General features: G+C 66.7%; 11 protein-coding genes. 9 read left to right on the forward strand and 2 right to left on the reverse strand.

Annotation, left to right across the window (positions count from 1 at the left end):
- Positions 1 to 43: 43 nt before the first annotated feature.
- The 7 genes from ACIO52_RS10245 to ACIO52_RS10275 are packed head-to-tail and all read left to right on the forward strand — an operon-like array spanning position 44 to position 9,596.
- A complete protein-coding gene (locus ACIO52_RS10245) occupies positions 44 to 1,021 on the forward strand; it encodes an ABC transporter permease (protein ID WP_218717487.1) in 978 nt (325 codons plus the stop codon).
- The gene (locus ACIO52_RS10250) at positions 1,018 to 1,986 is read left to right on the forward strand and encodes an ABC transporter permease (protein ID WP_402643084.1); all 969 of its coding nucleotides are present in this window, start codon (positions 1,018 to 1,020) and stop codon (positions 1,984 to 1,986) included. Before ACIO52_RS10245 ends, ACIO52_RS10250 begins: the two co-directional genes overlap by 4 nt.
- Positions 1,983 to 3,833 carry an ABC transporter ATP-binding protein gene (locus ACIO52_RS10255; protein ID WP_218717485.1) on the forward strand — a complete coding sequence of 617 codons (1,851 nt, stop codon included), beginning with the start codon at positions 1,983 to 1,985 and terminating at the stop codon, positions 3,831 to 3,833. Before ACIO52_RS10250 ends, ACIO52_RS10255 begins: the two co-directional genes overlap by 4 nt.
- Before the next feature lie 19 nt (positions 3,834 to 3,852).
- The gene (locus tag ACIO52_RS10260; protein WP_402643089.1) at positions 3,853 to 5,547 is read left to right on the forward strand and encodes an ABC transporter family substrate-binding protein; all 1,695 of its coding nucleotides are present in this window, start codon (positions 3,853 to 3,855) and stop codon (positions 5,545 to 5,547) included.
- A complete protein-coding gene (locus ACIO52_RS10265) occupies positions 5,544 to 7,232 on the forward strand; it encodes an ABC transporter family substrate-binding protein (RefSeq protein ID WP_402643091.1) in 1,689 nt (562 codons plus the stop codon). The genes ACIO52_RS10260 and ACIO52_RS10265 overlap by 4 nt, the downstream gene beginning before the upstream one ends.
- Before the next feature lie 49 nt (positions 7,233 to 7,281).
- Complete coding sequence (locus ACIO52_RS10270; RefSeq protein ID WP_342801549.1) at positions 7,282 to 8,955, forward strand: ABC transporter family substrate-binding protein; 1,674 nt, start codon at positions 7,282 to 7,284, stop codon at positions 8,953 to 8,955.
- Between the two features lie 2 nt (positions 8,956 to 8,957).
- Complete coding sequence (locus ACIO52_RS10275) at positions 8,958 to 9,596, forward strand: hypothetical protein (RefSeq protein ID WP_394358647.1); 639 nt, start codon at positions 8,958 to 8,960, stop codon at positions 9,594 to 9,596.
- A gap of 4 nt (positions 9,597 to 9,600) precedes the next feature.
- Here the strand turns inward: ACIO52_RS10275 and ACIO52_RS10280 are convergent, their stop codons facing one another.
- Entirely contained in the window at positions 9,601 to 10,422 is an 822-nt protein-coding gene (locus ACIO52_RS10280) for a nucleotidyl transferase AbiEii/AbiGii toxin family protein (RefSeq protein WP_402643096.1), read from the reverse strand.
- Positions 10,388 to 11,425, reverse strand: a complete 1,038-nt coding sequence (locus tag ACIO52_RS10285; RefSeq protein ID WP_402643099.1) for a type IV toxin-antitoxin system AbiEi family antitoxin — start codon at positions 11,423 to 11,425, stop codon at positions 10,388 to 10,390. Before ACIO52_RS10285 ends, ACIO52_RS10280 begins: the two co-directional genes overlap by 35 nt.
- 99 nt (positions 11,426 to 11,524) lie before the next feature.
- Here ACIO52_RS10285 and ACIO52_RS10290 point away from each other — a divergent pair, with 99 nt between their 5' ends.
- On the forward strand, positions 11,525 to 12,265 hold the full coding sequence (locus tag ACIO52_RS10290; RefSeq protein WP_218717482.1) for a FadR/GntR family transcriptional regulator: 741 nt from the start codon (positions 11,525 to 11,527) through the stop codon (positions 12,263 to 12,265).
- A gap of 135 nt (positions 12,266 to 12,400) precedes the next feature.
- Positions 12,401 to 13,012, forward strand: coding sequence for a sterol desaturase family protein (locus ACIO52_RS10295; protein ID WP_218717497.1), 612 nt, complete (start codon positions 12,401 to 12,403; stop codon positions 13,010 to 13,012).
- The last annotated feature ends 56 nt before the right edge of the window (positions 13,013 to 13,068 follow it).

Consider the following 13,068-nt stretch of genomic DNA (forward strand, 5'->3'; position numbering starts at 1 on the left):
GTCCTTATGATCAGGGCCTGATTACCCGATCCAGAGGGGACTGATGACCGGCTTCTTGTTGCGGCGCACGCTCAACTACATCGTGCTCCTGTTGCTGGCCTCGTTCCTGACGTTCAGCCTGGCATCACTCACGTTCAACCCGCTCGACAGCCTCGAGCAGCGTAATCCGCGCCCGCCGCAGTCGGTGATCGATGCCAAAGCCGAGCAACTGCACCTCGACGAGCCGATCCCCCAGCGCTATCTCAGCTGGCTCGGCGGCGTTGTGCAAGGGGATTTCGGGACGACGCTGGCCGGTCAGCCGGTGAGCGAGGAGCTGGGCAGGCGGGTCGCGGTGAGCCTGCGGCTGCTGATCCTGGGTTCGGTCATCGGTACCGTGCTGGGCGTGCTGATCGGCGCGGCGAGCGCGATCCGGCAGTACAAGTTCAGCGACTACTTCGCGACGGTGGTCTCGCTGCTGATCATCTCCACCCCGATCTTCCTGCTCGCGACCCTGCTGAAATACGGCGCGCTGCAGATCAACACCGCCACCGGCACCCAGGTGTTCCTCTACACCGGCGAGACCTCGGCGACGCAGGTCGTCGGCCTGTGGAACCAATTCGTCGACCGCGCACAGCATCTGGTGCTGCCGACGCTGGCCCTGGTGCTCGGCGCCGCCGCCGGATACAGCCGCTACCAGCGCAACGCCATGCTCGACGTGCTGCAGAGCGATTTCATCCGCACCGCACGCGCCAAGGGCCTCTCGCGCAACCGCGCGCTCTACAAACACGGCCTGCGCACCGCGCTGATCCCGATGGCCACGCTGTTCGCCTACAGCCTGGGCGGCCTGATCACCGGCGCCACCTTCGTGGAGAAGATCTTCGGCTGGCACGGCGTCGGCGAATGGTTCGTCGACGGGATCAACGCCCAGGACCTCTACATCGTCGTCACGGTCGCGACCTTCGCCGGCCTGGTCGTCCTGGTATCGGGCCTGCTCTCCGACATCGTGCTTGCCCTGCTCGACCCGAGGGTGCGTGTCTCATGACCGAAACTGAACTCATCGCCGTCGGCGCGCCCGAGGCCGCCGCGGCCGGTCGCCGCAAGCTGGTCTGGCGCCGCTTCCTGCGCAACAAGCCCGCCGTGGTCGGCGCGGTGATCCTGCTCCTGCTGCTGATCGCCAGTTTCGCGCTGCCGCCGCTGCTGCCCTGGGACTACCAGGAGATGGACTACAAGGCGCTGCTGAAGCCGCCGAGCCCCGAGCATCCGTTCGGCACCACCCAGATCGGCCAGGACGTGCTCGCCCAGACCATGCGCGGGCTGCAGAAGTCGCTGGTCATCGGGTTCTGCGTGGCGATCTTCTCCAGCGTCATCGCCTCCACCGCGGGCGCGGTGGCCGGGCTGCTCGGCGGCTGGACCGACCGGGCCATCATGTGGCTGGTCGACCTGCTGCTGGTGGTCCCGGCCTTCATCATCATCGCGATCTTCGCCCCGCGCACCAAGGGGTCCGGCTCGATCGTCATCCTGATCATCCTGCTCAGCGTGTTCGGCTGGATGATCGCGGCGCGCATCATCCGCGGCCTGACGATGAGCCTGCGTGATCGCGAATTCGTCCGCGCCGCACGCTATATGGGCGCGCCGACGCACAAGGTGATCATCAGCCACATCATCCCGAACATCGCCTCGATCCTGATCATCGACACCACGCTGGCCGTCGGCGCGGCGATCAGCGCCGAAACCGGGCTGAGCTTCCTCGGTTTCGGTGTGCAGCCGCCCGATGTCTCGCTGGGTTCGCTGATCGCGACGGGCACCAAGTCGGCACTGACCTATCCGTGGCTGTTCCTGTTCGCCGGTGGCCTGCTGGTCACGATCGTGCTGTGCGCCAACCTCGTCGGCGACGGTCTGCGCGACGCCTTCGACCCGGGCGCCCGCGGCGCCCGCAAGGCGCGCAAGGACGTCGCCGAGAAGAAGGACGAGTCGCAGGTGGAGTTGAAGAAAGCCGAGAAGCGATGACCGCGAGCACATCGACCGCGCCCCTGCTCGAGGTCACCGATCTGCGGGTCTCCTTCCCCGGCGAGGAAGGCCGCGTCGACGCGGTGCGCGGGGTGAACTACACCGTCGCCGACGGCGAAGTGCTGGCCATCGTCGGCGAGTCCGGGTCCGGCAAGTCGGTGTCGTCGCTGGCCGTGATCGGTCTGCTGCCCGAACAGGCGCGGGTGCAAGGGTCGATCCGGTTGCGCGGCCGTGAGCTGCTCGGCCTGGGCGACAAGCAGATGTCGAAACTGCGCGGCTCCGCGATCAGCATGGTCTTCCAGGACCCGCTCTCGGCGCTGACGCCGGTGTACCGGGTGGGCGACCAGGTGGCCGAGGCGCTGCTCGCGCACGGCACGATGCAGCGCAAGGAAGCCGCCGAGCGCGCGATCGAACTGCTCGAACTCGTCGGCATCCCCGACGCGCGGGTGCGGGCGCGGGCGTTCCCGCACGAGTTCTCCGGCGGCATGCGCCAGCGCGTGGTGATCGCCATGGCCATCGCCAACGATCCGGCGCTGATCATCTGCGACGAGCCGACCACCGCGCTCGACGTGACGGTGCAGCGGCAGATCCTCGACCTGCTGCGCAAGGCGCGCGACATCACCGGCGCCGGCGTCATCATGATCACCCACGACATGGGCATCGCGGCGACGATCGCCGACCGGGTCGCGGTCATGTACGCGGGCAAGGTCGTCGAAACCGCGCCGGTCGCGGAGCTTTTCACCGCCCCCCGGATGCCGTACACGGTGGGCCTGCTCGGGTCCATCCCGCGCATGGACGGCCCGCCGCGCCGCCCGCTGATCCCGATCGTCGGCGCGCCGCCCGCCATGCACGACCTGCCGCGCGGCTGCTCGTTCGCGCCGCGCTGCCCGGTCTCGATCGACGACTGCACCGCCGCCGAGCCGCCGCTGGAGAAGGTCGCGCCCCGGCACTCGGTCGCCTGCATCCGCACCGCCGAGATCGGCACGACGCAGCTGTTCGACGCCTACCGCCAGGAGATCGCCGAGCCGCCGCAGCAGGATGTCACCGAGTCCGATGTGGTCCTGCGGGTCACCGACCTGGTGAAGACCTTCCCGCTCACCTCCGGGGTGGTGCTGCGCCGCAAGACCGGCGAGGTCCGCGCGGTCGACGGCATCAGTTTCACCGTCCGCGCGGGCCGCACGCTGGCGCTGGTCGGTGAATCGGGCTCGGGCAAGTCGACCACCCTGTCCCAGATCATGGACCTGGTGCGGCCGCAGTCGGGCAGCATCGAGGTGCTCGGCAACGACGTCGCGACGCTGACCAAGGCCCGCACCCGCGAGATCCGCCGCAAGATGCAGATCGTCTTCCAGGACCCCAGCGCCTCGCTCGACCCGCGCCTGCCGATCTTCGACGCGCTGGCCGAGCCGCTACGCATCGACGGCCGCTCGCGCGAGGAGGTCAACCGCCGGGTGCCCGAGCTGCTGCGCCAGGTCGGCCTGCGGCCCGAACACGCCGACCGCTACCCGGCCGACTTCTCCGGCGGCCAGAAGCAGCGCATCAGCATCGCCCGCGCCCTGGCCCTCGACCCCTCGCTGCTCGTCCTCGACGAGCCGGTCTCCTCGCTGGACGTGTCGATCCAGGCCGGTGTGCTGAATCTGCTGCGTGACCTGCAGGCCGAGCGGGGACTGTCGTATCTGTTCGTCTCGCACGACCTGTCGGTGGTGCGCAATCTCGCCCACGACATCGCCGTCATGCTGCGCGGCAAGATCGTCGAATCCGGCCCGGCCGAACAGATCTTCGCCGATCCTCGGCACGAGTACACCCGCTCGCTGATCGCGGCCGTTCCGGAACCCGTCGTCAGCGGCTGATCACGCCAGGAGGCCCGCCATGAGATCCCGAGGAATGCAAGCCCGTCGTCGCGCCCGGCTGCGTTGCGCCGCCGTCGTGGTGGCGGCCGGGATGATCGTGGCGGGCTGTGGGTCCGGCGACGAATCCGCGACCGGGCTCACCGACGCGCTCGGGACCACCAGCGACATCAACCCCATGGAGCGCGACGCGCTGCGCGAGGGCGGGAATCTGCGGCTGGCCACGACCAGCTACCCCGCGAACTGGAACACGCTGTCCAACGACGGCAACGACGGCGAGATCGCCGACATCCTGCGCCCGATGATGCCGCGCTCGTTCACGATCGACGCGGCGGGCAAGCTCACCGTCGACACCGACTACTTCACCGACATCGCGCTGACCGGCACCGACCCGATGCGGGTGACGTACACGATCAAGCCGAAGGCGGTGTGGTCGGACGGTTCCCCGATCACTTGGGAGGACATCGCCGCCCAGGCGAACGCGCTCAGCGGCCGGGACAAGCGCTACCTGATCGCCATCACCAACGGTTTCGAGTTCGTCGACAAGGTCGAGCGCGGCGTCGACGACCGGCAGGCGATCCTCACCTTCAACACTCCCTTCGCCGACTGGCGCGGCCAGTTCGCGGGCAACAGCTCGCTGTACCCGAAGTCGGTGACCAGCACCCCCGAGGCGTTCAACACCAGCCAGGTCGACGCGATCGGTCTCACCGCGGGCCCGTTCATCGTCACCGGCACCGACCGCGCCCAGGGCCGGATCACGTTGGGCCGCAACCCGAAATGGTGGGGTGAGCGGCCCGTGCTCGACACCATCACCTACAGCGTGCTCGACCACACCGCCTGGGTGCAGGCGCTGCAGAACAACGAACTCGACCTGGTCCGCCTGACCACCATCGACGAGGTGAAGACCGTGCGCGGCACCGAGGGCCTGGTGGTCCGCCGCGCGCCCGGCAACCGCTGGCGCCACATCACCTTCAACGGCGCGCCGGGCTCGATCCTCGCCGATCCGGCCGTCCGGGTGGCCATCTCGAAGGCGATCGACCGGCAGGGCATCGTCACCGCGCTGCAGAACGGCCTGGTCGAGGACCCGAAGCCGTTGAACAACCACATCTTCCTGCAGGGCCAGCAGGGCTACCAGGACAACAGCCTCGGCTTCGATCCCGCGGCCGCGGCCGCAGAACTCGACGCGCTGGGCTGGGTCCGCACCGGGGACGTCCGCGAGAAGGACGGCCGCAAGCTCGTCATCCGCGACGTCATGTACAACGACCCGACCTGGGTGCAGATCGCCCAGATCATCCAGCAGAACCTCGCCGCGATCGGCGTCGGCCTGACCATCGACACCAAGCCCTCCGCCGGCTACTTCACCGACGTCATCCAGCCCGGCGATTTCGACGCCGCCCAGTTCATCTTCCAGGGCGACCCGTTCCCCCTCGCCAGCATCCGCCAGATCTACTACTACGACCCCAACGACCTGCAGGGCAACTACGGCCGCATCGGCTCGCCCGAACTCAACGCCCTCATCGAACGCACCATCACCGAACTCGACCCGCACAAGTCCATCGACCTGGCCAACCAGGTGGACCGCGCGGTGTTCGAGGAAGGCCACTCCCTGCCCCTCATGCAGTCCGACGGCAGCTTCGGCGCCCGCACCACCCTGGCCAACATCGGTTCACCGGGCTTGGCATCGTACGACTACACGAAGATCGGATTCACGAAATGACCACTGCTACTTACGCATCCCGGCTGCGTCGCGCCGGTTTCCGCGTCGCGGCACCCGCTGTCGCGTTGACGCTGGTTTTGGGTGGCTGTGGATCCGACACCGCGGTGGAGTCGGGATCGAGTTCGATCGGCGCGGTCAACGACATCAACCCGCAAGATCGTGACGCGATCCGCGACGGTGGCAATTTCCGTTTGGCGCTGAGCGGCTTCCCGGAAACGTTCAACAGCCTGCATGTCGACGCCGACGGCGAGGTCAGCGACGTCACCGGCTGGACGCTCCCCGGCTCGATCAATGCCGATGCCGCTGGCGAACTCTCGATCGACCACAACTTCTACACCGACGTGCAGCTGACGAACACCGATCCGCAGCAGATCGTGTACACGATCAACCCGAAGGCCGTGTGGTCGGACGGATCCCCCATCACCTGGGAGGATCTGCGCTCGCAGGCCGCCGCGATGAGCGGCCGCGATCCGGCGTTCAAGATCAGCCACGACCAGGGTTACAGCAGCGTCGAGAAGGTCGAGCGTGGCGTCGACGACCGGCAAGCGATCGTGACCTTCGCCGAGCACTACGCGGAATGGAAGGGCCTGTTCAATCCGCTGTATCCGCGCCAGCTCACCTCGTCCCCCGAGTCCTTCGACAATCTGTACCGCAACGAGATGCCGCTGTCCTCGGGACCGTTCATCATCACCTCGATCGACCGCGCCCAGCAGCGCATCGTGCTCAGCCGCAACCCGAGATGGTGGGGCGACACCCCCAAGCTGGACACGGTCACCTACAGCGTCCTGGCCGACGAGGCCCGCTTGACCGCGCTGCAGAACAACGAACTCGACGCCACCGGCCTGAGCGGGATCGAGGAGGTCACGGCCGCGACCGGTACGCCGGGCATCAAGGTCCGACGGGCATCGGCGAACCGGTTCTCGCACTTCACCTTCAACGGAGCGCCCGGCGCGCTGCTGGCCGACCCGAAGCTGCGGATCGCGATTTGCAAGGGCATCGACCGACAAGCCATCGCCACGGCGACCCAGCAGGGCATCGTGACCGATCCGAAGCCGCTGAACAACCATCTCTTCCTGGTCGGGCAGAAGGGCTACCAGGACAACGCGCAATCGGTGTCCTACGACCCGGCCGAGGCCGCTCGGATGCTGGACGAGCTGGGCTGGAAGCTCAACGGTGACGTCCGGGAGAAGGACGGGCGCAAGCTCGAGATCCGCGACGTGATGTACCAGTCGGACACCTGGACGCAGATCGCGCAGATCGCGCAGCAGAATCTCGCGGCGATCGGCGTGAAGCTCACGATCGAGACCTATCCGGGCAATGGCCTGTTCACCGATGTCATCGATCCGGGCAATTTCGATATCGCCCAATTCGTCTGGTCCAAGAGCATCTTCCCGCTCGGTGCGCTGCCGCAGATCTACGCCTACGACCCGGCGAACCCGCTGAGCAACAAGGGCCGGATCGGTTCGCCCGAGCTGAACGCCCTGATCGAGGAAGTGATCGCCGAGCTCGACCCCGAAAAGGCCATCGAGCTGGCGAACAAGGCCGATCGGATGATCTTCGAGGAGGGCTTCTCCCTGCCCATCGTGCAGTCCGCGGGTACGGTCGCGGTGCGGGAGAACCTGGCGAATTACGGTGCGCCGGGACTGGCGTCCGAGGACTACACCAAGGTCGGCTTCGTCAAGTAATCACCGAAGTGCCGCACTCGTGCAGCGAACATATGGAAAGGAGCGGATCATGCGGATTCGTTCATTGACCACCCGCCTGGCCATACCTCTGGTCATCGTCAGTGTGCTCGCGGCCGGGTGTAGCTCGGAGGAACCGGCGGCGGACGGACAAGCCTCGCTCGGCACGACCAACGACATCAATCCGAAGGATGTCAGCGAGCTGCGCGACGGGGGCAACCTGCGGCTGGCCATCACTTCGCTGCCGGAGAACTGGAATTCGCTGCACACCGATGGCAACGACGGTGATACCGGTTCGATTCTGCGTCCGGTGATGCCGCGCGCGTTCAAGACCAATGCCGCGGCGGAACTCTCGGTCAACACCGATTTCTTCACCGATGTCGCTCTGACCAACACCGAGCCGCAGCAGGTGACGTACACGATCAACCCCAAGGCGGTCTGGTCGGACGGTTCGCCGATCACCTGGGAGGACTTCCAGTCCCAGGCCAACGCGCTCAGCGGCAAGGACAAGTCCTTCCTGATCGCCAACAGCAGTGGCTTCGATCGGATCGAGAAGGTCGAGCGCGGCGTCGACGACCGGCAGGCCGTCATCACCTTCAACAAGCACTACGCCGATTGGAAAGGCCAGTTCGCCGGTAACTCCTTCCTGCTCCCCAAGTCCGCCACAGCGACTCCGGAGGCGTTCAACAACAGCCAGGTCGACGCGCTCGGGCTGTCGGCCGGTCCGTTCGTCGTCCAGTCCGTCGACCGCGGGCAGGGTCGTGTGGTGCTCGGACGCAACCCGAAGTGGTGGGGCGATACCCCCAAGTTGGACACGATCACCTTCAGCGTGCTCGACAGCGCCGCCTTCGTTCCCGCGTTGCTGAACAACGAGATCGACGCGGTCGGCGTCGCCAGCCTCGACAACCTGAAGTCGGTACGCAACGCGCCCGGCGTGGCGGTCCGTCGCGCACCCGGCAACAGCTGGGGCCACTTCACATTCAACGGCGCACCGGGTTCGCTGCTGTCCGACCAGGGCGTGCGCGTCGCGATTTCGAAGGCGATCGATCGGCAGGGCATCGCGACCGCCATCCAGAACGGCCTCGTGCAGGATCCGAAGCCGCTGAACAATCACGTCTACCTGAGCGGCCAGGACGGCTACCAGGACAACAGTCTCGGTTTCGACCCGACGGCGGCGGCCAACGAGCTCGACGCCCTCGGCTGGAAACTCAACGGCGATGTGCGTGAGAAGGACGGGCGCAAGCTCGAGATCCGCGATGTCATGTACAACGACCCGACCAACATCCAGATCGGCCAGATCATCCAGCAGAATCTCGCGCAGATCGGCGTCAAGCTGAGCATCGAGACCAAGCCGGGCGCCGGCCTGTTCTCGGATGTTCTCCAGCCGGGCAACTTCGATGTGGGGCAGTGGTTCTGGGCCGGTGACCCGTTCCCGCTCAGCAGCCTGACTCAGATCTACGGCTACTACCCGGACGACATCCAGGGCAACTATGGCCGGATCGGCTCGCCCGAGCTCAACGCCCTGATCGAACAGACCATCTCCGAACTCGATCCGGTCAAGGCCAAGGAACTGGCCAACCAGGTCGACCGGAAGGTCTTCGAAGAGGGCCATTCGCTGCCGCTGTTCCAGTCCGCGGGCAATGTCGGAGTGCGTGACAACCTCGCCAACTTCGGCGCGGCGGGCCTGGCCTCCCTCGACTACACCAAGATCGGCTTCGTGAAGTAACCGTGTCCGGCCCGGCGCGCGCACTCGTCTACCCCCTGCTGGTCACGTCCGGCACCGTCGCGGTTCTCGCCGCGCTGGTGCCGTTCGCCGATCTCGATCAGCTGAGTGCGCTCGCCGTGGTCGTGCTGGTGATTCTCGCGGTCACCACCTATCAGCTGGGGTTGGCGTTGGGGGTGCTGCCGACCGGGCTCGTCGCGACGGGCACGGTCGGGGGGCGGCGGGTGCGGCAGCAGCATCGGCTGGTCAGCCGGTCGTGGCTGGAGATCACCAGTGGGGATCGGATGGTGTGGCAGCCGGTGTTCTACGAGCCGAGCCTGTCCACGCTGACGCCGACCGAGCTGGAGTTGACCGGCCGCCGGATCCGCACCGGTGAGCTGCGCTTCTACCCGTCGGGCCGGGTCCGCAACACCGAGCCCGCGGGCAAGCTCGTCGACAATCCGAGCCGCGCGTCCGAGGTACCCGCCTACGGGATCGCCCGCCGCCTGGTCCTCGATGTCCAGCCCGCCGTCGCCGCCCCGATCGTCGGCCTGCTGTGGGTCTACGTCATGGCCGGTGGCATCCCCGCCTTCGCCGGCGCCACCCTCGCCGCCGCGGCCACATTCACCTGGTTCTCCGCCATCCGCGGCTCCGACCCCAGCTGATCGATCATCGTGATCCGAGGTGATTCCCATTGCCGGTCACGCCCGCTGCGAGGGCATCGAGCTGTTGGAGCGATCGGTTGAAGACACCCTGCATATCGCCTGCAAGACGCACCTGCAGTTGCCTGTCTGCGAGCAACCTGCTGACCTGAGCTAGTGCAGATCGGTCGAGCAAGCCTCTGATGGCCTTCCCGATACCGTGCGCACCAGCCAGTGTGACGTCGTAGTCGTACAGTTCGACGATGTCCGCGTTCTCCTCGTACATTCGCTCCAGCAGTGGTCCGGTATCGGTCCATTCGAGCATCGTCCGAAGATCGATCGCGTCTTTCGTACTGTCCCAATGCCGGTCGTACCAGGCGACCAGTTTCAAGAGCACCTGCGCCGCGACGGACGGGATGCGTACAGCAAATGGCCCTGGCAACAATACTGATTGGGAGGATCGGAACGCTTCCCGGAACCCCAAGGTGTGCATGGTGAAATCGTTCGGCCAGGCGACTGTTCGGGCTGGACTCTCGATTGCACCACACGGAATGACGTCAACCGGAACACCATCGATCTCGAAACGATGCGCAAGCTCTTGCCTACCTCCGAACATCTCGCCGAGCCGCCGAACCTCGCTCCAGTCGGCAACGACAACAGCGATGTCCACATCGCGCGTAGCTCGTGCTGGTGTGGAGCCTGTGATGCTGCGCGCCACCATGTTTCGTGCCGTTGCTCCGACCACAAGAAATTCGATACCGGCCCGCGCTGCCGCAGCGTCCAGTTCGAGCAGGACGGCGGCAGCCAGGGCGATCTCAGGATCTGTCGATTTCGACAAGTCGAGGGTCACTCTCCCTGATCCTTTCGGCATGAGCGCGCTGGCGTGAATCTCCGGATGTCCACATATCCGCATAGATCAGGGTGCTCGGAACCAAGGGGCTGATCGGCTCCGGCGGAGCCCAGAATCGTTGTCGGATTACGATGTTCGACCGCTCGGAAGATCGACGCCACCGCCGCTGAGCGGCCAACCTTCTCGGCATAGACCCCGTATAGAGAATCGCTGTCCTCGAGTGCAGGTCGGAGTCCAGGTGCGAGCCAGCTGCTTCGCCGCCGAGTTGGACCCCCTCAGCGGCGAGCTCCGCCCACGATTCCTGCCACCAACCGACCGTGTCATCGACGAACGCGGTCGACGCAAGCTTCGGCACAACTGTGGTCGAGAAGGACTCGGTCCAACGGTCGAGAAGCTCTCGCCCCCGCATCAACCTTCTCGCGCCATCGACCGATACGACATAGCCAGCGCTTTCCAGCTCGTTCACGACGATGTGCGCGGTGCCCAGCGAGACACCGCTGCGCTCCGCGACAGTGCGCAGCGGCAACTGCACGGCATCGTCCCAACTGAGGAGCGTGAACAGCACCTTCGCACCAGCGGGACCGAATGCGCGGGGAGCACGCGTCGGCACCGCCGTCGCGGCCGGCGGCTTCGACTGGCCGACAACGTGGATGCGCATCGCCGGCCAGACAAGTGCCATGTTCCCAGCCGGGTCTACGAAATCAATGTGCCGATCCCGAAGGACCTCCGCGGCCTCGCGCGATACGTAGGGAGCGACAATGAGCAATGGCAGCTCGGTGCGCGGCAGGGCATCGGCGATTGCCGCGGTCATTCGACGGCGGATTTCGACGGCATAGGTCCGATTTCCGTAGGAACCGGCGTCCAACTTCGCGATCAGGTCTGCGGCTGCGTTCGGCCGTTCAGTGAATTCCAGGACTTCGAACGCGACGCCATACTCGTCGAGTCGCCGCATGCACTCGTCGAGGATGTTCATCCCCAGGTCACGTTCATTCGGCGTGAACATGCCTCAATAATGAACACTGTGTCCGATCATGGCAAGACGACGCGCTTGAAACTGGTCTGACCACTTGACCTCTTGACCTGTTGGGTGGAGGATCTAGGCATGGCGTGGACTCCTGTCGTGAAGCGGTCGGTATCCGGTGATGTGTTCGAGCAGATCGCCGCCGAAGTGCTGGGCGGGGAGCTGGCGGCGGGGAGCACGTTGCCCAGTGAGCGGCAGCTGGCCGAGGCGCTGGGGGTCTCGCGGCCCGCGGTGCGCGAGGCGTTGCAGCGATTGGCGGCGGCGGGGCTGGTGTCGGTGCGGCAGGGGGAAGCCACCACCGTGCTCGACTATCGACGCAGCGCGGGGCTGGAAGTACTGCCCCGGCTGCTGCTGCGGGGCGACACCATCGATCCCGCCGTGGCGCGCAGCATTCTCGAAGCGCGGCTGCACAACGGTCCGAAGATCGCCGAGCTCGCGGCCGGTCGGGTCCGGCGAGCCCGCGCGGGCGGCACCGACGCGCTCACCGCCGAGCTCGACCTGCTCCACGAATCCGTCAACGCCCTTGTCGCCGAGGCGGACCCGCTCACACAGCAGCGCATCGCCCTCGAATTCTGGGACCACGTCCTCGAGCTGGCCGATTCGATCGCGTTCCGGCTGATGTACTCCATGCTTCGCGCCGCCTACGAACCCGCGCTGGCGGCGCTCGCGCCGATCATGTCCGCCGAGGTGGGCAATGGTGACGCGTATCGAGACCTGGCCGCCGCGATCACCGCGGGCGCGCCGGAACGGGCCGCCGAATCCGCGCGAGCACTGCTCGGGCCGGCGACCACCGCTCTCATCCACGCCCTCGACGGGGCGTGATCCACCCGAGGAATCGCCATGAAGAATGACCGTCCGACAACGACGTCGCACGACACCACCGCGGCCGGGCAGGGCCGCGACCCCGCCCGATCCGGCGCGCCCCGCGCCCTCCGCCGCAGCGCCTCGCTGAGCGAGATGGCCCGCGAATTCGTCCGGCATCCCTCGCCCTGGATGATCGCCACGGTCTTCGTCGCCGCCTTGGTGGCGCGGATCGCGGTCGGGGACTGGCAGTTCACCGACGCCCTCGTCCCGCTGATCGTCATCGGCACCTTCCCGCTGACGGAGTGGATCATCCACGTGACGGTGCTGCACTGGCGGCCCCGCCACCTCGGCCCACTCACCATCGACAGCGAGCTGGCCCGCAAACACCGTGCGCACCACACCGATCCACGCGCCACCCCGCTGGTGTTCATCCCGCCCAAGTCGCTGACGCTCACCATCGTCGCGCTGGTCGCGATCGGCCTGCTGGCGTTCCCGCGCCTGGGCCTCGGCCTGACCTTCCTGCTGACGATCACCACGCTGGGCCTGCTCTACGAGTGGACGCACTACCTCATCCACACCGACTACAAGCCCAAGCACGCTCTCTACCGGGCGATCTGGCGCAACCACCGCCACCACCACTACAAGAACGAGCACTACTGGTTCACCGTCACCACCTCCGGCACCGCCGACCGCCTCCTCGGCACCGCCCCCGACCCGGCGACCGTGGCCACCTCCCCGACCGCCCGCCACCTGCACGCGGGCTGAAGCTCGAATTCGCGCTCCGGCAGAGCGTGTTCACCGCCCGCGAACGCCGCGGGTCC

Origin of the sequence: Nocardia sp. NPDC087230 (assembly GCF_044744725.1) — a bacterium.
GTDB classification, from domain to species: domain Bacteria; phylum Actinomycetota; class Actinomycetes; order Mycobacteriales; family Mycobacteriaceae; genus Nocardia; species Nocardia canadensis.

Coding starts and splice junctions, on each gene's coding strand:
- ACIO52_RS10245 (WP_218717487.1), top strand. CDS start 44: ATGACCGGCTTCTTGTTGCGGCGCACGCTCAACTACATCGTGCTCCTG.
- ACIO52_RS10250 (WP_402643084.1), top strand. CDS start 1,018: ATGACCGAAACTGAACTCATCGCCGTCGGCGCGCCCGAGGCCGCCGCG.
- ACIO52_RS10255 (WP_218717485.1), top strand. CDS start 1,983: ATGACCGCGAGCACATCGACCGCGCCCCTGCTCGAGGTCACCGATCTG.
- ACIO52_RS10260 (WP_402643089.1), top strand. CDS start 3,853: ATGAGATCCCGAGGAATGCAAGCCCGTCGTCGCGCCCGGCTGCGTTGC.
- ACIO52_RS10265 (WP_402643091.1), top strand. CDS start 5,544: ATGACCACTGCTACTTACGCATCCCGGCTGCGTCGCGCCGGTTTCCGC.
- ACIO52_RS10270 (WP_342801549.1), top strand. CDS start 7,282: ATGCGGATTCGTTCATTGACCACCCGCCTGGCCATACCTCTGGTCATC.
- ACIO52_RS10285 (WP_402643099.1), bottom strand. CDS start 11,425: ATGTTCACGCCGAATGAACGTGACCTGGGGATGAACATCCTCGACGAG.
- ACIO52_RS10290 (WP_218717482.1), top strand. CDS start 11,525: ATGGCGTGGACTCCTGTCGTGAAGCGGTCGGTATCCGGTGATGTGTTC.
- ACIO52_RS10295 (WP_218717497.1), top strand. CDS start 12,401: ATGGCCCGCGAATTCGTCCGGCATCCCTCGCCCTGGATGATCGCCACG.